The 18,057-nt window shown below is 49.8% G+C and carries 18 protein-coding genes; 17 read left to right on the top strand and 1 reads right to left on the bottom strand.

The annotated features are described in order from the left end of the window. The first annotated feature begins 1 nt into the window (after position 1). Together QZ311_RS02090 and QZ311_RS02095 are read left to right on the top strand one after the other, a co-directional pair. Complete coding sequence (locus QZ311_RS02090; RefSeq protein WP_297063368.1) at positions 2-1,156, top strand: ABC transporter permease; 1,155 nt, start codon at positions 2-4, stop codon at positions 1,154-1,156. A 30-nt stretch (positions 1,157-1,186) separates the two neighbouring features. Continuing rightward, positions 1,187-2,434, top strand: a complete 1,248-nt coding sequence (locus QZ311_RS02095; RefSeq protein WP_297063371.1) for an ABC transporter permease — start codon at positions 1,187-1,189, stop codon at positions 2,432-2,434. Here QZ311_RS02095 and QZ311_RS02100 read toward each other — a convergent pair. After that, entirely contained in the window at positions 2,372-3,481 is a 1,110-nt protein-coding gene (locus QZ311_RS02100; RefSeq protein WP_297063373.1) for a DUF4421 domain-containing protein, read from the bottom strand. The genes QZ311_RS02095 and QZ311_RS02100 overlap by 63 nt on opposite strands. 180 nt (positions 3,482-3,661) lie before the next feature. Between QZ311_RS02100 and QZ311_RS02105 the strand changes: the two genes are divergently transcribed. From QZ311_RS02105 to QZ311_RS02175, 15 genes are all read left to right on the top strand, one after another. After that, positions 3,662-4,030: a YccF domain-containing protein gene (locus QZ311_RS02105; RefSeq protein WP_297063375.1), complete on the top strand. Its 369-nt coding sequence runs from the start codon at positions 3,662-3,664 to the stop codon at positions 4,028-4,030. A gap of 178 nt (positions 4,031-4,208) precedes the next feature. Continuing rightward, a complete protein-coding gene (gene rpsA / locus QZ311_RS02110; RefSeq protein WP_297063377.1) occupies positions 4,209-6,005 on the top strand; it encodes a 30S ribosomal protein S1 in 1,797 nt (598 codons plus the stop codon). Positions 6,006-6,256: 251 nt separating this feature from the next. Continuing rightward, positions 6,257-6,826, top strand: coding sequence for a hypothetical protein (locus tag QZ311_RS02115; RefSeq protein ID WP_297063380.1), 570 nt, complete (start codon positions 6,257-6,259; stop codon positions 6,824-6,826). Positions 6,827-6,925: 99 nt separating this feature from the next. Further along, positions 6,926-9,493, top strand: coding sequence for a YfhO family protein (locus QZ311_RS02120; RefSeq protein ID WP_297063382.1), 2,568 nt, complete (start codon positions 6,926-6,928; stop codon positions 9,491-9,493). Then, the gene (locus tag QZ311_RS02125) at positions 9,477-10,055 is read left to right on the top strand and encodes a hypothetical protein (RefSeq protein ID WP_297063385.1); all 579 of its coding nucleotides are present in this window, start codon (positions 9,477-9,479) and stop codon (positions 10,053-10,055) included. The genes QZ311_RS02120 and QZ311_RS02125 overlap by 17 nt, the downstream gene beginning before the upstream one ends. A gap of 29 nt (positions 10,056-10,084) precedes the next feature. Further along, the gene (gene xerD / locus QZ311_RS02130; RefSeq protein WP_297063387.1) at positions 10,085-10,996 is read left to right on the top strand and encodes a site-specific tyrosine recombinase XerD; all 912 of its coding nucleotides are present in this window, start codon (positions 10,085-10,087) and stop codon (positions 10,994-10,996) included. 378 nt (positions 10,997-11,374) lie between these two features. After that, positions 11,375-11,845: a transcription elongation factor GreA gene (gene greA, locus QZ311_RS02135; RefSeq protein WP_297063389.1), complete on the top strand. Its 471-nt coding sequence runs from the start codon at positions 11,375-11,377 to the stop codon at positions 11,843-11,845. Between the two features lie 12 nt (positions 11,846-11,857). Then, positions 11,858-12,268 (top strand): HIT family protein, encoded by a 411-nt coding sequence (locus QZ311_RS02140; protein WP_297063391.1) that lies wholly within the window; start codon positions 11,858-11,860, stop codon positions 12,266-12,268. 19 nt (positions 12,269-12,287) lie between these two features. Next, the gene (gene menA, locus QZ311_RS02145; RefSeq protein ID WP_297063393.1) at positions 12,288-13,172 is read left to right on the top strand and encodes a 1,4-dihydroxy-2-naphthoate octaprenyltransferase; all 885 of its coding nucleotides are present in this window, start codon (positions 12,288-12,290) and stop codon (positions 13,170-13,172) included. 39 nt (positions 13,173-13,211) lie between these two features. Next, a complete protein-coding gene (locus tag QZ311_RS02150) occupies positions 13,212-13,502 on the top strand; it encodes a septum formation initiator family protein (protein ID WP_297063395.1) in 291 nt (96 codons plus the stop codon). Next, entirely contained in the window at positions 13,495-13,872 is a 378-nt protein-coding gene (locus QZ311_RS02155) for a hypothetical protein (RefSeq protein ID WP_297063397.1), read from the top strand. The genes QZ311_RS02150 and QZ311_RS02155 overlap by 8 nt, the downstream gene beginning before the upstream one ends. Positions 13,873-14,039: 167 nt before the next feature. Then, entirely contained in the window at positions 14,040-14,777 is a 738-nt protein-coding gene (locus tag QZ311_RS02160; RefSeq protein WP_297063399.1) for a type III pantothenate kinase, read from the top strand. Then, a complete protein-coding gene (locus QZ311_RS02165; protein WP_297063402.1) occupies positions 14,767-16,014 on the top strand; it encodes a hypothetical protein in 1,248 nt (415 codons plus the stop codon). The genes QZ311_RS02160 and QZ311_RS02165 overlap by 11 nt, the downstream gene beginning before the upstream one ends. 23 nt (positions 16,015-16,037) lie before the next feature. Then, the gene (gene lptC, locus QZ311_RS02170) at positions 16,038-16,739 is read left to right on the top strand and encodes an LPS export ABC transporter periplasmic protein LptC (protein ID WP_297063404.1); all 702 of its coding nucleotides are present in this window, start codon (positions 16,038-16,040) and stop codon (positions 16,737-16,739) included. After that, positions 16,736-18,025 carry a hemolysin family protein gene (locus tag QZ311_RS02175; protein WP_297063406.1) on the top strand — a complete coding sequence of 430 codons (1,290 nt, stop codon included), beginning with the start codon at positions 16,736-16,738 and terminating at the stop codon, positions 18,023-18,025. The genes lptC and QZ311_RS02175 overlap by 4 nt, the downstream gene beginning before the upstream one ends. Positions 18,026-18,057 lie beyond the last annotated feature (32 nt).

Below are 18,057 nucleotides of genomic sequence, written 5' to 3' on the forward strand. Positions count from 1 at the left end.
CATGTTGCTACAGATAATAAAACGCGAACTACGTCGGCTCACATCGAGGAAGATTTATATCTTCATGATGCTGATTGTCCCTGTCGGTTTCACCTTCTTCTTCCTTAACCTTATGGGCGAGGGGCTGCCGTTGAAAATCCCGGTAGGAGTGGTCGATCTCGACCGCACTTCGCTCTCACGCAAGGTGTGTCGTTCGCTCAACGCGAGCGAACTCATCGACATCACAGCTGATGCCGAGAGTTTCCACGATGCCATTGAGAAGGTGAAGGGTGGCGAAATATACGGTTTCTTTTATATCCCGTCCGATTTCCAGAAAAAGGCTATCGGGGGGGAGACTCCTACATTGTCGTTTTATTCAAACATGACGATTTTCGTTCCCGGCTCGCTTTCGTTCAAGGGGTTCAAGACCATTGCCGTATCGACGAGCGGCGGTATTGTTAAGACCACGCTTGTCGGCATGGGTGCAAATGAACAGACTGTCGGGGCGATGTTGCAGCCGGTGGTGATACGCAGTCATCCGCTCAATAATCCGTGGCTGAACTATGCGATTTATCTCAGCCCGTCGTTTATCCCTTGTCTTCTGGCGCTCATTGTGTTGCTGATGACAGTATTCAGCATCTGTCAGGAAAACAAGACCGGTACGTCGGTCGAATGGCTGAGGATGGCTCGCGGAAATATGGCTGTGGCGCTTGCCGGAAAACTGTTGCCGCAGACTGTGATTTTCACTTCAGTGGGAGTGGCCATGCAGGCTGTGATGTTCGGTTTTCTCGGATTTCCGCTTAACTGTCATCCTCTCAACATGATTTTCGCGATGCTGTTGCTCGTGATGGCCTGTCAGGCGTTCGCTACTTTTATAGCCGAGATGCTTCCGAATCTGCGTATAGCGATGAGCATTGTCTCGCTGACCGGCATTCTGTGCTTCTCGATTGCAGGATTTTCGTTCCCGGTCGAAAAGATGTATGGCGGAGTCGCTATTTTTTCATATCTTGTCCCCATACGCTATTATTTCCTGATTTACATCGATCAGGCTCTTAATGGCATTCCTCTCTATTATTCCCGCTTTTACTACATTGCTCTTCTTGCCTTCCTTCTGTTGCCTGCATTGGGATTGCGAAGGCTTGCCAAGCGGCTTGAAAATCCTGTTTACGTGCCTTAGTCACAAGTCGTTTAAAGATAGATAAATAATATGAACTGGATAAAAAGATTATTCCGGGTATGGCGTCGGGAGACTCGTCTTGTGTTTACCGATATAGGTGTGCTGTTGTTCTTCTTCGGACTTCCAATCGCATATCCTATCGTCTACACCCTGATATATAATCCGGAAGTGGTCAAGAAGATGGACACCGTTGTCGTCGATAACTCACGTAGCGCCGAGAGCCGGGAGCTTGTGAGGGAACTTGGGGCGACGCAGTCAATCAATGTTATCGGTTATGCTTCGGACATAAACGAGGCCAAACGTGCATGGCATGAGAAGAAGTGTTACGGTGTAATCGAGATTCCGGCTGACTATGCCCGCAAGTTGGGCCGTGGCGAGCAGGCTGTCGCTTCGTTCTACTGCGACATGTCGCTATTGTTGCGCTATCGTCAGTATCTGTTTTCCATCACCGACGTGCAGATGAATGAGACATTGCGCATCACATCTCAGCGCCTTTCACAAGGAGGGCTGATAACCAGCACGATAGAAGGTCTGCCGGTCAACTCACAGGCCAATTTCCTTGGTGATGTCACTCAAGGTTTTGCATCGTTTGTCATGCCGGGTATCGTCGTGCTTATTCTGCAGCAGAGCATGCTTCTCGGCATCACAATGATTGCCGGTACTTCTCGTGACCGCCGCCGTCGTAACGGAGGTGTCGACCCTCTCGACTACAATGCCGGGCCTCTTGCCACGGTGCTTGGCAAGTCGCTGTGTTACATGATGGTCTATATCCCGTTGGCCTACTATATACTTGAGATAATCCCTTATATGTTCGCGCTGCCCCATGTGGGGACGTTCTGGAATTTCATGCCTGTGGTGTTCGTGTTTCTTCTTGCCACGACCTTCCTTGGACAGACTTTGCAGATTTTTGTCAGAGAGAGGGAGTCGAGTCTTCTTGTCATCGTCTTCACCTCTGTCGTTTTCCTGTTCCTATCGGGACTCACATGGCCTCGATATGCGTTCAATAAGTTCTGGTATATGATTTCGGAGCTAATCCCGTCGACACTTGGCATGGAAGCTTTGATACGTATCAACAGCAACGGTTCGACCATCTCGCACCTCGGCCATTACTATTGGGGGCTTTGGGCTCTGACCGGATTGTATTTTGTCACTGCTGTGGCGCTCCGTTATTTCGCTCAGGGACGCAGGTCGCAGGGAGATGCCGTCGTGCCTGTTTCAGAATCGCATCCCGACAATGAGTGTCAGCGAAGAGAAGGTGCTGAAATGGGTGAAATTTGAATTGTAATAAAGAGAACCGTGTGATCTTGCCTGTGCGGAGGCGAAAAGCGCTCCGTGGTTATAGACACAGCTTAGCGACAGCCGGTAGCTATTCGCAACCATATTGCGGACGCCGTCTGTCGCATCTTCATATGTGCGCTTGTAGCCTAAAGCGCCCATAGCGGTGAGATTGAGAAGCCATTTGCGTGGTTTCAGCGCCCAGTTCCGGGCATAACCGCCGAGCACTGCTATGTCGCGATAGTGGAATGTATATCTCGGGGTGTCAAGCGGTAGGGCATCAAGCATATCTTGTGGAAGGTTCTCGAAATTCATGTGGATGTTCTGTTCGCCACATGTGATGCCTGCTATGGCAGTTCCCGATGTGCGCAGCTGATATTTGGAGAATGTATAGGCTGCTGCGTGTGAGTATTTGTAGTGGTTGAAGAAATAGTATGCGTCGAGGTTGGCAGTGGTGATGTTGACATCATCGAAATCATACCGGAAATTTTTACCGTCGTTATAGTCGCCGAGTCGGGTGAGAATCATTCCGCCTTCAGATGATACCTTGCTGTAGTTTATGAAAAACCGGGAGCATGTGAAGTCGAAGTTGAAAGTGTGGCGTTGGGTATTTCGGTCAAAAAGTTTGTCGATGTTCCACATGTATCCGACGCTCACAGCCATGAAGCTGAGATATGCACCGGCATCGGAATAGAGGTTGGAGTGCATCGAAATGAATGAATTTTTAGGAAAAAGCAAGGTCTGTGTCTCGATCCATCCGTAGTTTTTGCCTTGGAGTTTCCAGTTTTTCCCTGTCCCGACGACATAGTTCTTGTCGTAGGAGTTGAAAGTCTTGTCGCCCCAGTTGTAGACGTTGAGGGCAAAACGCGGAAATGCCGGATAGCAGATGGAAGAGTCGTTGATATGGAAACCGTTTTCGATAAGCTGGTTAATCCAGCGCGTGGAACTGCGCGGAAGTGAATCGCAAGGTGTTGACTGGGCGTGAAGAATGTGTCCTGATGTGAAAATCAGGATTGTAGCTAATATGTATCGCACTGAATTTCTAAGCATGATATTGCTCAAACCGAAAATTGAAGTGTATTTCCATCTGCAAAAATACGTAAATTCTTTGCAAATTTGGTTATATAGTCGTAAATTTACTATTTCTATGGTAGATATGTCCAATATTCATCTACTGTAATTTCAGGATGTTTAATAAAATTAAAATGTTTACATAAAAGTATGTGACTTATGAATTTAGTGTTTAATATAATATGGATTGTGTTTGGCGGGCTTATGGTCGCCGTTGAATACGCTGTTTCGAGTGTGGCAATGATGATTACTATTATAGGTATTCCGTTCGGTTTGCAGACGTTTAAGCTTGCACGAGTGGCGTTGTGGCCTTTCGGGACGGAGATTACCGATGATGGCTGGCCGTCGGGTTGTCTCGCCGGGGTGATGAACGTGGTCTGGTGGTTTGTCGGAGGAATCCCTATTGCCCTGACCCATCTTCTGTGGGGGATAATCTTCTGTGTGACTGTTGTCGGTATCCCGTTCGGCATGCAGCATTTCAAGCTTATGAAACTCGCGCTTTTCCCCTTCGGGACAAAGGTCGGCTGAAGCCACCGCATGACACGCAGATGTTTTCGGGATGTTTTTGAAGAAAAGTTGGAAACTTGCTGAAAAAATCCGTCGGGTAAATGCTTGTAGATTGGAATATTATTGCTAACTTTGCAGCGCTCCGCGGACATCTGCCCGCGGGCATAGAATTAACCTTATTTATTAACCCCATTTTTTAATGACTGAAGAAGTAAAAAACTCCCCGATCGCTGACTTCGATTGGGAAGCGTATGCAAACGGTGAGACCAAGGGTGAAAAGACCCGCGAGGAGCTTACCAAAACCTATGATGAATCGCTCAATACCGTGCGTGACAAGGACGTAATCGAAGGTACCATCATCGCGCTCAACAAGCGTGAGGCTGTGGTTAACATCGGCTACAAGAGCGACGGCATCATCCCCATGAGCGAATTCCGCTACAACCCCGACATCAAGGTGGGCGACACTGTAGAGGTCTTCATTGAAAATCAGGAAGACAAGAAGGGTCAGCTCATTCTTTCTCACCGCAAGGCTCGTGCTGCCCGTTCTTGGGACCGCATCAACGAGGCTCTCGAGAAGGACGAAGTCATCAAGGGCTACATCAAGTGCCGCACAAAGGGTGGCATGATTGTCGATGTTTTCGGCATCGAAGCCTTCCTCCCCGGCTCACAGATCGACGTGAAGCCCATCCGCGACTACGATATCTTCGTTGGCAAGACAATGGAGTTCAAGGTCGTGAAGATCAATCAAGAATTCAAGAACGTGGTTGTCAGCCACAAGGCACTCATCGAGGCCGAACTCGAACAGCAGAAGCGCGAAATCATCGCCAAGCTCGAAAAGGGTCAGGTGCTCGAGGGTTCTGTCAAGAACATCACCAGCTACGGTGTGTTCATCGACCTCGGCGGCGTAGACGGCCTCATCCACATTACTGACCTCTCTTGGGGCCGCGTAAGCCATCCCGAAGAAGTGGTTCAGCTCGACCAGAAGCTCAATGTCGTTATCCTCGACTTCGACGACGAGAAGAAGCGCATCGCTCTCGGTCTCAAGCAGCTCCAGCCCCATCCCTGGGATGCCCTCGACGCAAACCTCAAGGTTGGCGACAAGGTTAAGGGCCGCGTAGTTGTCATGGCTGACTACGGTGCATTCGTAGAAATCGCTCCCGGCGTTGAAGGTCTCATCCACGTGAGCGAAATGTCTTGGAGCCAGCACCTCCGTTCAGCTCAGGACTTCCTCAAGGTTGGCGACGAAATCGAAGCTGTCATCCTCACCCTCGACCGCGAGGACCGCAAGATGTCGCTCGGTCTCAAGCAGCTTAAGAACGATCCTTGGGAAAATATCGAAACCAAATATCCCGTCGGAAGCAAGCACACTGCAAAGGTGCGCAACTTCACTAACTTCGGCGTATTCGTTGAAATCGAAGAAGGCGTTGACGGTCTTATCCACATCAGCGACCTCTCTTGGACCAAGAAGGTTAAGCACCCCAGCGAGTTCACTCAGATCGGTGCTGACATCGACGTTCAGGTTCTCGAAATCGACAAGGACAACCGTCGTCTCTCACTCGGCCACAAGCAGCTCGAAGAGAATCCCTGGGATGTATTTGAAACAGTCTTCACCGTTGGTTCAATCCACGAAGGAACTATCATCGAGATGGTTGAAAAGGGTGCGGTCATCGCTCTCCCCTACGGTGTAGAAGGCTTCGCAACTCCCAAGCACCTCGTTAAGGAAGACGGCTCTAAGGCTCAGGTTGACGAGAAGCTCAACTTCAAGGTTATCGAATTCAACAAGGACAGCAAGCGCATCATCCTCTCACACAGCCGCATCTTCGAAGATGAGCAGAAGGGCGAACGCGCAGAAGCTCCCAAGAAGGCAGCAGGCAACCGTCGCGGTGGCAACCGTCGTCAGGAAGAGGCTCCCGCCCTCAACACTCCTCTCGAAAAGACCACTCTCGGTGACCTCTCAGCTCTCGCTGAACTCAAGCAGAAACTTGCAGGCAAGTAATATTTGCTGAAAGTTTCAGAGATAAATAATCAGGCAGGAATCGCAATCAGTGCGGTTCCTGCTTTTGTTTTGTCTGTGCGGTCAGGGCTCATCGTGGATGTAGCCTTCTGTCGGATATTCATGGTATGCGAGGACGCAACAGGATAGTAAGATAAGCAATAAAAAGCTTTGTGGGCAAGGTTTCAAACTTTGCGTGCAAAGTTTTTCAATTAAAATACGTATCTTTGCGAATAAAGATTCGTTTTTTCATTATGAAAAAGAGTATAATTACAATTATAACAGTAGTTTGCTGTCTGGCTACGATAGGCTGTGGACGGTCGGATAAGGCTGTCTCTGTCACGGACGCCGGTGAAGTGGTTGAAGTGCAGCAGTCGCAGCTCGAAGAGGCTCTGTCGGCAGGCAATCTGAAGCAGGCTTCAGTGATGGCCGACAGCATGTCGCTTTTCGTCGACGATTTTACACCTGAACAGACCGTGCAGGTGCTGACTGCGTTTGTGTCAATCCACAATGATGCGTCGAAGAGACGCGAAACGCGCCGTGACCTCGAAACGTTGCGCAAGTACGTGGATGTCTATGACATTGCGCTGAGTGTCAACCCCAAAGATACGCGTGCGGCCTTCAAAAAGGCAATGAGCCGGAATCCCGAGCTTGATTTCGATTCGATAGCCAAGACGTTCAGGGAGAAACTCAACCAGTATGATTCCATGCAGGATGGCTCTCTTGTAGGCGCGAAGCCGGCCGAATCCGACACGGTTGCGAAAACCGACAGTAGCGCAGCCGCACCAAAGGGACTACCGTTGGAGCTTCGTCCCGCGGAATGAGACCGGGGCTTGGCCATCTCGGTTAAATAACCGGACGGGATGCCTTAAGCAATAAGTTTAGTGCAAGATTTTAACGCTCAATTCATATAACAGATTCCGATGCAGGATTTTATAAAAAAATATCGTTCGATACTCACATTTCTCGGCGGATTGGCAGTGATTGCCATCATCGCATTCGCATTTTTCTATCCCGATGCTTCCGAAGGCAACCAGCTCCGTCAGCATGACATGCAGCAGGGCATAGCTATCGGTCAGGAAGCCAAGGCCTATGCCGAACAGACAGGTGAAGTCTCACGGTGGACCAACTCGCTTTTCTCCGGTATGCCTACTTTCCAGATTTCTCCATCCTATCCGTCGAGCAATCTCTACAAGTGGATCAACAGTGTCATGAGTCTTGGACTTCCGTCGCCGTCGTCGCTGATAGCCATGATGATGGTCGGATTTTTCATCCTGCTTCTCGCTATGAAAATGCGGTGGTATGTGGCGCTTATCGGTGCTATAGCCTATGGCTTTTCATCTTACTTCATAATAATAATAGGTGCGGGGCATATATGGAAATTCGTTACCCTTGCCTATATTCCGCCGACAATCGCCGGAGTGATACTCTGCTATCGCGGACGTTATCTGAGCGGAGGTGCGTTGGCCGCACTTTTTGCAATGATGCAGATTGCGTCAAACCATGTCCAGATGACATACTATTTCCTGTTTGTGATTCTCGGCATAGTGATTGCATGTCTGATTGAGGCTGTCAGAAAAAGCCAGTTGCGCCAGTGGGCCGTCGCTACCGTTGTGCTTGCCGTTGCAGGCGGACTGGCGGTCGCCGCTAATGCTCCGAGCCTATATCTGACATATGAATATGCCAAGGAGACAATGAGAGGACGGCACAGCGAACTGTCGTCGCCTGCTCAGGGTGGCGCAAACGCAACGGCTGCCGGTCTTGACAAGGACTATATAACCCAATACAGCTACCAGCCATCCGAGACATTCTCGTTGGTAATTCCCAACGTAAAGGGTGGAGCTTCGGCCAAGCCGGAGAAAGGTCGCATGGTGGCGATGAGTCTATCGGAGCTGCCCGACGCGCAAAAAATGATTTCGGAAGGGAAGATTGACGCGATGCAGCAGCAATATCTCAGCTATATGAGCCAATATTTCGGTGATCCGGAAGGAACTAACGGCCCTGTGTATGTCGGCGCGCTCATATTTGCTTTCTTCCTTCTGGCATGTTTTATAGTCAAAGGACCGATGAAGTGGGCGTTGCTTGTCCTGACGGTATTTTCGATAGTGCTTGCATGGGGACGGCATGCAATGGTGTTTACCGACATTATGCTTTCGGTTGTCCCGATGTATTCAAAATTCCGAACAGTCGAAAGCATACTCGTCATAGCCGAATTCACTATCCCGCTTCTCGCTGTCATGGGCTTGCAGAAGCTTCTGAGCGAAAAAGAGGCATGGGAGCGCTACCGCAAGCCGGTGATGTGGAGCTTCGGAGTGACGCTTGCTATATGCGCATTGGGCTTCTGCGTTCCGGAGATATATGGCGGTGCGATTTCAGAAAATGACAGGGAAATTGATAATTATATCACAAGTTCTCTCATGCAGCAGGGCTACGATGCGGCTACGGCCCGTCAGTTCAGTCTCCAGAATCCGTCGATTTACTCGGCTGTCGAGAGTCTTCGTCTCGGGCTCGTCAGTTCCGATGCACTCCGTAGCTTCCTCATTGTAGCGCTTGGCGGTTGCATGCTTGTCGCTTATCTGCGACGTAAAGTCAGCACAGGTGTCACGGTGGCGGTCCTTGGGCTGCTCGTGCTTGGCGATCTCTATATGGTCAACAAGCGTTATGTCAGCCATGAGAGTTTTGTCCCGAAACAGCTTACAGTCGGAGCGCCTATCGCAAAGACTCCTGTCGACGAGGCCATACTTCAGGATACGTCAATGAACTACAGGGTGATGGACATCCCCCGCTTCAACAGTGCCGATCCGTCATACTACCATAAGATGATCGGCGGATATCATGCAGCCAAACTGACCCGCTATCAGGATCTCATCGACCGTCATCTCTCGCATTTCCAGAGGGGCACGGAGACGGATGCCGACTGGAATGTGCTCAACATGCTGAATGCCCGCTATATAGTCGGGATGGACGGACAAGTGTTGCGTAATCCTGAGGCCTACGGTAACGCATGGTTTGTTGAACATGTCGACTACGTGGCTACTCCCGACGAGGAGATGGCCTTGCTTTCTCAGATAGATCCGCGTCTCACAGCGGTCGCCGACAAGAAATTTGAGTCGATACTCGGTCAGTCCGTTGCCGGTTCGCCCGCCGATACGATTGTCGAGACATCTTATGCCCCCAACCGTCTGACCTACCGGGCACACAGTGTCAACGGCGGTGTGGCGGTGTTCTCGGAAGTGTTCTTCCCGTGGGGCTGGACTGCCACTGTCGATGGCAAACCTGTCGAGCTTGGACGTGTCGACTATGTGCTGAGGGCTATGCGTGTGCCGGCCGGTGATCATGAGATTGTCATGTCTTTCGATCCGCCGTCGCTCCATACGACCGATACACTTGCCACAGTTTCAATCGTGATAATCTATCTTGCGCTGTTGGGTGCAATCGTCATCGGTGCAGGAAAGTTTATTGGCCGGAAGCCGGATGAAAAGAAGGCTTAAACGTCTGATTCCGGGGTTCAGGCGCATCAAAAGGGCGTGGCGAAGCCGTGGATTCGGAATCCATTCGCCATTTGCCTTTAGGTTCGTCACGTGTGTGCTTCGGGAAAGCGGAGAGTATTATGCCTATCGTGAGTTAAGGAGCATCGCCGGCAGCCGGAGGAGATTCGGCCGCCTTGCGCTTGCGTTTCGCCTCGTGTGTGAGTTCCGGCCGACAGATGTGTCCGTGTCCGGCGATATGGATTTTATCGAGGCCATAGCCCGCACGGTAAGGCTTGCTGATTCGCGGATTAATGTCAACCGTGTCGCGGAGGCTGATTTCACCGTGGAGCGCAAAACGCCGATGCTCTGCATAATCCAGTCGGCTGATAGCTTTGACGATGTGGATTTCATAGAAAGTGTATTCCGGAGAGAAGGAGCGGTGGCTTTTATGAACGCGTCAGGGAAAGAGGCTGACAGGCTAAGAGGCTTGTTGCTGTCGGGCATGAGTTTCTATAATCGCCGTGCGATAATATTGGTAAGTCGCCATGACCTTCCGCGTCAGAATTTTGAAGTAAATTTCTGAGGGATATAATAATACATGTAAAGGCCAGTATGCGTCCGATTGCAGACATCGACAGACTGTTGAAAGAATATGAGTTTTACCTGCGTATGGAGAAAGGAGTTTCCGACAATACGCGGGAAGCCTACCTCTCGGACGTGGGCCGTCTGCTCGGCTATCTTTCGGATTCAGGCTGTAAGCTGCGTGATGTGACTCCTGACACTTTACGCTTTTTTATCGGAGAGCTTCATGATCTTGGCATCGCAGAGCGTTCGCAGGCTCGTGTCATCTCCGGCATGCGTTCCTTTTTCAGATTTCTGAGCATCGAAGACTATCTGAATCCGAACCCGACCGAACTGCTTGAGTCACCGAAAATCGGGCTTCATTTGCCCGAGGTGCTGACTGTCGAGGAAATCAATGCCATGATTTCGGCCATTGATCCCAACAAGGCAGAGGCGCAGCGCGACAGAGCCATGATGGAAACCCTTTACGGGTGCGGACTCCGTGTCAGCGAGCTTATAAATGTGGAGATTTCAAAAGTCTATGCGGATGAAGGCTATCTCGTCGTGAGGGGTAAAGGCAACAAGGAGCGGATGGTCCCGATGTCGGATGTGTCGGTCTACGAAATCAGCGAGTATCTTCATGACCGTGAGTGTCTGCCGATAAAGCCTGACTGTGCGAATATCCTTTTTCTGAACCGGCGCGGGGGAAAGCTCACGCGTGAGCGCATATTCCAGATTGTCAAGTCGCTTGCCGAAGCCGCCGGTATCCGTAAGAACATCTCGCCTCACACCCTCCGCCATTCATTTGCGACCCATCTGCTTGAGGGTGGGGCCAATCTCCGCGCCATCCAGCAGATGCTTGGCCATGAAACCATTGCCACCACGCAGATTTATATCCATCTTGACCGTTCGACGCTGCGGTCGGATATACTGACCTTCCATCCACGCAATCATCGCCGATGATTCAGGCATGAGAATCCGGGGCGCTTGAACGCTCCCTTGGCCGGTGTCGCTGATGGCATCTATTAGCCAATTAATGTTAAATGGACTGTCGGCAGGTTGGGGGATTGGATTATTGTCCTTATCTTTGCAACGGTCAAACGATAGCGTTTGACCATTATTACATACAGATTTTATTACTGTAATTATACAGGAAGCTGTAAATCAACCGTATCCGTTAGGGTCTCGTTGCCATAAGAAGCGTCGGGATTCCTTATTTTTTAATCGTCCCTGAGATTTTGGAATCTCTCTTCATCACCTTTCCGACGCTCTCTGGAGTTGTCGGATTGACTATGCTTTAATAATAACTAAAATAAATATAACCAAAACGTTTACACTACCATGGCTATTACTTACATGACCAAGGAAGGTTACAAGAAAAAAATGGAAGAAATCGCGTTTCTCGAGTCTGTGGAACGCCCCCGCATATCTGCCGCAATCGCTGAAGCCCGTGACAAGGGCGACCTTTCGGAGAATTCCGAATATGACGCCGCAAAGGAGGCTCAGGGTATGCTTGAAATGAAAATCGCCCAGCTCAAAGACCTCGTGGCCAACTCTCGTATCATCGACGAAAGCAAGCTCAACAACGAGGAAGTGCAGATTCTCAACCGTGTTAAAATCAAGAACACCGCCAACGGTATGATGATGGAATATACTATCGTCGCTGACTCCGAGGCCGACCTCAAGGACAAGAAAATCGGTTCGAGCACTCCCATCGCCCAAGGTCTTCTCGGTCACAAGCTCGGTGAGGTTGTCGAGATAAAAGTTCCTGCCGGCTTGATGAAATTTGAAATTGTTGAAATCAATTTCTAAAATACGCAGGTAATGTCGACAATCTTCAGTAAAATTGCAGCCGGCGAGATTCCGTCTTACCGTATTGCAGCCGACGAACGTCACTACGCATTTCTCGACATCAATCCGGTCGCTCCGGGGCATGTCCTTGTGATTCCGCGCGTGGAGGACGACTATATCTTCAATCTGTCGGATGATGACTATAGCGCGCTGACTCTTTTTGCAAAGCGAGTGGCCAAGGCTATGGAGCAGGCTGTTCCTTGCAAGCGTGTCGGAGTGGCTGTCATCGGTCTTGAAGTGCCTCATACCCATATCCATCTCATTCCCATAAATTCGGAATCCGACATGGATTTTCACAACAAGACCCAGCTCCCCGCTGATGAGATGGAGGCGATTGCAAAGGCTATATCGTCGAAATACGAAGAGCTTTATCCCGCGAAATAAGAAACGCATATAAAAGAAGATGGGCAGAAGTAAGGTTGCATGCTGGATTGAAGCGATGAGACTTCGGACACTTCCCGTGTCGCTTGCGGGGGTCATATATGCCGTCGGTCTCGGAATCAATACGGACCATTTCCGTCTCATGCCTGCGATGCTATGCCTGATATTTGCCCTTCTGGCTCAGATTGCGTCGAACTTTGCCAATGAATATTATGACTTCAAGAGCGGACTTGACCGTGTAGGTCGTGACGGTCCTCGACGTGGAGTCACCGAAGGTGATATTTCACCTGAATCAATGAAATATGCCACATTCGCAACCCTTGGCGTAGCATGCGTCACGGGTTGTGTTCTTGTGGCTGTTTTTGGTTATTGGTGGATGTTTATCGTCGGTATTCTCACGGCTCTTGGGGCTATGGCCTACAGTACCGGGCCATATCCTCTTTCACATCATGGTCTTGGCGAAGTCGCGGTTGTTTGTTTTTTCGGCATTATCCCTGTCTGCCTGACATATCTCCTGATGGGCGGAGAATGGGGTTGGTGGCTGGGTGTCGCCTCGGTCGGTATCGGACTGATGGGGGCGAATGTGCTCATTGTCAATAACTATCGCGATATTGACGACGACAGGGCTGTCGGAAAGCAGACTCTTGCAGTCAGACTTGGACGGCTGTCAATGAGAGTGATCTATTGTTCAAATGGCATCTATGCTCTTGCATTCACTTTGCCTGCGTGGCTGTCGACCGGCAGATTCTGGTGGATTGTACCTGCGGTCTATCTTCTCGGACATATATTCCTGTGTTTACGTCTGAAGCGGTTTTCGGGCCGTGAGCTCAATCCGCTGCTTGGAATGACGGCGGTACTTATGCTTGTCTATGCTGTAGGATTTCTTCTGACAGTTATAATCTCCTGACATTAAAAATCTCAATCCTCATACTATTCTCTTATGGCAATGAACAACTTTTATGCATGGTGTAAGCGCTATCTTTCTTTCACATTGCTCGCTTCGGTGACAGTGGCTGTGCTTGTGTTGTTTGTCAATGAAAACTCGTTGCTGCGCACTGTCGAGCAGGAGCGCCGCATAACCGAACTGGAAGCCGCCATCAGTGAATCGACTGATACTCTTGAATATTACCGCGGACTTAACCATTCGCTCGATACTGACAAGGAGACGATGGAACGTATAGTCCGTGAACAATACCACATGCAACATCCTGACGAAGACGTCTATATTTATGAGTGATAATAAAAAGAAATCATCAGGACGGGAAACCGTCTCTACCGTAATGGTGACAGTCGGACTGCTTTCGGTCATGATTGCCGCTTTTCTGCCGCTGATTCATGTGGCTCAGGACTGGATGCGCTATCTCTATGCGGCAGGAGCACTGATACTGCTGATAGGGCGTTTTGTCGCTCCGAGTGTCAAAGATGCGCCCTTGCGCCTGCGCCGTCTGTTGCATATGGAGATATGGACAGCGCTTATTTTTATCGTAGGAGCTGTATTCCTTTTCCTCCCTTCCGCCGGTGGTAAGGACTGGCTTGCGTTTACTCTGGCCGGTGGATTCCTGACGCTCTATACTTCAATAATGATTCCGCGTCAGAAGCTTAAATGATTGCGGCAAGAGGGGTGGCGTTTTAGCCTGATAGGTTTCTTGACGAAAGTAAAATGCCATCGCATAGTTCATCACTTGCACACGTTTGCAGTCAAATCGTTAAAAATCTTCTTATTTTGAGGTGAAATTACCGCAATTTGACTAATTTTGCCCCCAAATAATCAACAATGGCCAATTATTTAACCATCGATCAGGGAAATTCCGAAGCCAAGATTACATTTTGGAATGATACAGAGCTCGTTGACTCAGTCATCGAAGACCGTCTTACACCCTCGTCGGTTGAAAGTTTTGTGAATGGTCGCCCATTGTCGGGTGCTATATATTGTTCCGTAGTTCAGAATAACGGACCTGTCATAAATAAACTCAGCCATCTTTCACGCTGCGTCTATCGTCTCAGTCCATCGACACCTTTGCCGATAAAAATCGACTATGCCACGCCAAACACTCTTGGGAGCGACCGCGTCGCGGCGGCTGTCGGGGCATGGAGCGATTTCAAGGGTCGTGACATCCTTGTCATAGATGCAGGAACAGCGGTGACGTATGACTATGTGGATGCTTCCGGGACTTTCCGTGGTGGCAATATTGCGCCGGGTATCACGATGGAACTGAAGGCTCTCAATCAGTTTACAGCACGTCTCCCTCTTGTCCCTTTTCCTGAACAGATGGGTTTACTCCGCGACACAATCATAGGCCGCGATACAGCCGAAGCCATAACCTTGGGCGCGGTCTACAGTGTTGTCGCCTCAATAGGATATTATCGTAGCCGTCTCCCGAAGGATACAGTCGTTGTCCTTGGCGGAGGATGCGGCCATCATCTCGCATCTCTTTGCGACTTTGAAGTTCACGTCGATGAACATCTGGCCAGCAAGGGGTTAAACAGAATTTTGCTATACAATGAAAATTAAGTCACTTCTCATCCTCGCTCTTATTGCAGTAGCGACCGCCTCAGGGCTCTCAGCACAGAACACCTCAAGTCCGTATTCGAAGTTTGGCTATGGCCTTCTCCGTGACAATGCAACCTCTGCTCAGCGTCAGATGGGTGGAGTCGGCTACGCCATGCGTTCAGGCAGGCAAGTCAATGTAATGAACCCTGCCGCATATGCAGGAATGGACTCTCTGACATTCCTGTTCGATATGGGAACGGATGTGTCACTCTTCTGGCGCAAGGACAACACCGGCAGCAATCATGACTGGGGCGGTGGTCTTGACTATGTGACCATGCAGTTTCCTGTCGGTAAGATTGTCGGTGTGAGTGCCGGTCTTCTCCCTTATTCATCGGTCGGCTATTCGTTTGGTTCGGAGATTACTAACGGAGTTTCAACCCATCAGGGAACAGGCGGTCTTAACCAGCTTTACATCGGTGCAGGTGTGATGCCGTTGAAGAATCTCTCGCTCGGTGTCAACATCAGTTATCTGTTCGGAACCATCTACAATGACGTATATGCGAGCCAGACCGGATCGACATCCCAGTCTCTGTTCGAACAGATTATGGAGGTGAAGGACTATCATTTGCAGTTCGGTCTTCAATACACCTACCGTATTTCGCGCAAGAATGCTCTTACGCTCGGTGTGACATATTCGCCCTCCAAGTCTCTTCTTGGAAAAACTTATGTGCTGAAATATCACGATACAAGCTCCGGTACGCCCGACACTATCGCTCCGGGTGTGGTCAAGCTGCGCGACAAGTTCTCTCTTCCCGAGACATGGGGCGCGGGTCTTGCCTATGACTGGAACGACCGTCTGCAGGCCGAGGTCGATGTGACCTATCAGAACTGGTCGAAAGCGAAGTATCATCAGATTGAAAACTTCTCAGCCGGAAAATTTGACAACCGTTGGCGCATCGGCGCAGGTTTGAGCTATCGTCCTGATCCGCGTGGCGGATATTTCAAGCGTGTCACCTACCGTGCCGGTGGCTATTACAACCGTGACTATATCATGGTCGAAGGTAACCATGTCCGTGATTACGGTATTTCATGCGGTGTCGGATTGCCCGCCGCTTCAGAGAAGACTGTCATAAATCTCGGTTTCGAGTATATCAATCGGCAGGCGACTCCCAATCCATTGCTGAAGGAGCAGTATTTCCATGTGACACTTGGTATTAACTTCAATCAGGTCTGGTTCTTCCAGAGTAAGTTGCGTTGATGCGTGGCAGTCTCGTTCGGATAATGAAGAAACGTTCCGCTACACTTCGGACCATGCGTTCGCTCCCGGTCATAGCCGTGGCGTGTCTGCTGCTTGTCTCTGTCGTTGTGTCAGGATGTAAGGACAGCGACCCGGTAGGGATGGGCAACGTGGATGCCTCAAAGACTCCGACTATGCTCACACGCGATGTCGAGACTCTTATTTCGGATTCCGGGGTCACGCGCTTCCGCATCGTCACACCGATATGGTATGTCTACGATGAGGTTGATGAGCCTTACTGGAGTTTCCCTGAAGGACTGAATCTGGATAAATATGACAATTTCTTCCGTCGTGAGGCGACGGTCGAGGCCGATTCTGCTGTCTACTTCAAGAACAAGCAGCTTTGGCGTCTTGACGGGAATGTCAACATCACCAATGTGATGAACGAGAAGTTCCTCACCAATCAGCTTTATTGGGATCAACGTCAGCACAAGCTCTATTCCGATTCGTTCATCCATATAGAACGGCCTGACAAGGTGCTTGAGGGCTATGGATTTGATTCCAATGAGCAGCTGACCCGCTATACTATCCGGAAAGTGTCGGGAATCTTTCCTGCGGGAGCTTTCCGTCCGGGTGGCCGTGGAGCGGTATCAGCCTCTCAAAGTGAAGATAGTGAGCCCGAGGAGTCAGATGATGACAATCCGGTGCAAGATAATGACAGCATAACAAAAGCATCTGAAAAATGACACTTACAGCGTGGATTATCCTATCCGTAGTCTCTCTCTGTTTTTCGGCTCTCTTTTCGGGTGTCGAGATTGCCTATATCTCGGCTGACCGTGTGAGGGTCGGACTTGATACAAACAGAGGCGGACTGATCAACAATATCATAGGTCGCTACTATTCCCATTCCGATTTCTTTATATCCACCATACTCGTTGGCAACAATATTATGCTTGTCATCTACGGTATGGGGGCGGCTGCACTGCTCGAACCGTGGATTGAAGCAAATATATCCGACAATCAGGCTGTAATACTTGTGTTGCAGACCATAGTCTCCACTTTGGTGATTCTTTTTACGGGTGAGTTTCTTCCGAAATCCATTTTCCGCATCAATCCGAACACTTCGTTAAAAATATCCGCTTTGCCGGTTTATTTTTTCTACATCGTGCTCTATCCCGTCTCATGGTTCACTTCATGGCTGTCGAAGATGTTGATGAAGCTCGCCGGCATAAAGGCGGAGGACACGCGTCTCGGCGTGTTGTCAATAACCGATCTTAACGATTATCTTGAGACTAAAATCGACGACCTTGAGAATCCTCAGGAGGTGGAGGTTGAAAACGAAGTGAAGATTTTTCACAATGCGCTCGATTTCTCGACCACACAGCTTCGCGACTGTATGGCTCCGCGCAATGAGCTTGTGGCCGTCGACATCGACACCACGACACGCGAAGAACTCTCGGAACTATTCACCTCGTCCGGACGAAGCAAGATTCTGGTCTACAAGGAGGATATTGACAATGTCGTTGGCTATGTGCATGTGTCTGAGCTTTTCGATCCCGGGAGGAATTGGAAAGAGCATATAAAAGAAGTCCTTTATGCACCCGACACACTCCTTGCAAATACGATGATGCGCCGTCTGCTCAGTGAAAAGCGTTCGATGGCAGTTGTCGTCGATGAGTTCGGCGGGACAGCCGGTCTTGTGACGCTCGAGGATCTCGTCGAGGAAATCTTCGGTGATATTCAGGATGAGCACGACAAAACCAGATTTACGGCCACGGAAATCGAGCCCGGTGTGTTTGAATTTTCAGGCCGTATCGAAGTCCGTACTCTCCGCGACGAGTTCCGCTTGGATATTCCGGAAGATGATGAATATCAGACACTGGCAGGATATATCATCCATGAGACAGGCTCTCTTCCCGCTCAGGATGAGAGAATTGAGATTGACGGCATCACCTTCACCATCAAGGCCAGAAGTGCCACACGTCTTGACCTGATACGGGTAGAGACTGAGCAGCCGGCAGACAAGGAGTGAGACCGAATCTCTTTGATTGAAAAATCCCCCGT

This window comes from uncultured Duncaniella sp. (genome assembly GCF_910578445.1).
Classification (GTDB): domain Bacteria; phylum Bacteroidota; class Bacteroidia; order Bacteroidales; family Muribaculaceae; genus Duncaniella.

Bases quoted from the DNA above. Each gene is read 5' to 3' on its own strand.
- rpsA (WP_297063377.1), top strand. From the start codon at position 4,209: ATGACTGAAGAAGTAAAAAACTCCCCGATCGCTGACTTCGATTGGGAA.
- QZ311_RS02175 (WP_297063406.1), top strand. From the start codon at position 16,736: ATGACACTTACAGCGTGGATTATCCTATCCGTAGTCTCTCTCTGTTTT.
- QZ311_RS02140 (WP_297063391.1), top strand. From the start codon at position 11,858: ATGTCGACAATCTTCAGTAAAATTGCAGCCGGCGAGATTCCGTCTTAC.
- QZ311_RS02155 (WP_297063397.1), top strand. From the start codon at position 13,495: ATGAGTGATAATAAAAAGAAATCATCAGGACGGGAAACCGTCTCTACC.
- greA (WP_297063389.1), top strand. From the start codon at position 11,375: ATGGCTATTACTTACATGACCAAGGAAGGTTACAAGAAAAAAATGGAA.
- menA (WP_297063393.1), top strand. From the start codon at position 12,288: ATGGGCAGAAGTAAGGTTGCATGCTGGATTGAAGCGATGAGACTTCGG.
- QZ311_RS02105 (WP_297063375.1), top strand. From the start codon at position 3,662: ATGAATTTAGTGTTTAATATAATATGGATTGTGTTTGGCGGGCTTATG.
- xerD (WP_297063387.1), top strand. From the start codon at position 10,085: ATGCGTCCGATTGCAGACATCGACAGACTGTTGAAAGAATATGAGTTT.
- QZ311_RS02090 (WP_297063368.1), top strand. From the start codon at position 2: ATGTTGCTACAGATAATAAAACGCGAACTACGTCGGCTCACATCGAGG.
- lptC (WP_297063404.1), top strand. From the start codon at position 16,038: ATGAAGAAACGTTCCGCTACACTTCGGACCATGCGTTCGCTCCCGGTC.
- QZ311_RS02125 (WP_297063385.1), top strand. From the start codon at position 9,477: ATGAAAAGAAGGCTTAAACGTCTGATTCCGGGGTTCAGGCGCATCAAA.
- QZ311_RS02165 (WP_297063402.1), top strand. From the start codon at position 14,767: ATGAAAATTAAGTCACTTCTCATCCTCGCTCTTATTGCAGTAGCGACC.
- QZ311_RS02160 (WP_297063399.1), top strand. From the start codon at position 14,040: ATGGCCAATTATTTAACCATCGATCAGGGAAATTCCGAAGCCAAGATT.
- QZ311_RS02120 (WP_297063382.1), top strand. From the start codon at position 6,926: ATGCAGGATTTTATAAAAAAATATCGTTCGATACTCACATTTCTCGGC.
- QZ311_RS02150 (WP_297063395.1), top strand. From the start codon at position 13,212: ATGAACAACTTTTATGCATGGTGTAAGCGCTATCTTTCTTTCACATTG.
- QZ311_RS02095 (WP_297063371.1), top strand. From the start codon at position 1,187: ATGAACTGGATAAAAAGATTATTCCGGGTATGGCGTCGGGAGACTCGT.
- QZ311_RS02115 (WP_297063380.1), top strand. From the start codon at position 6,257: ATGAAAAAGAGTATAATTACAATTATAACAGTAGTTTGCTGTCTGGCT.
- QZ311_RS02100 (WP_297063373.1), bottom strand. From the start codon at position 3,481: ATGCTTAGAAATTCAGTGCGATACATATTAGCTACAATCCTGATTTTC.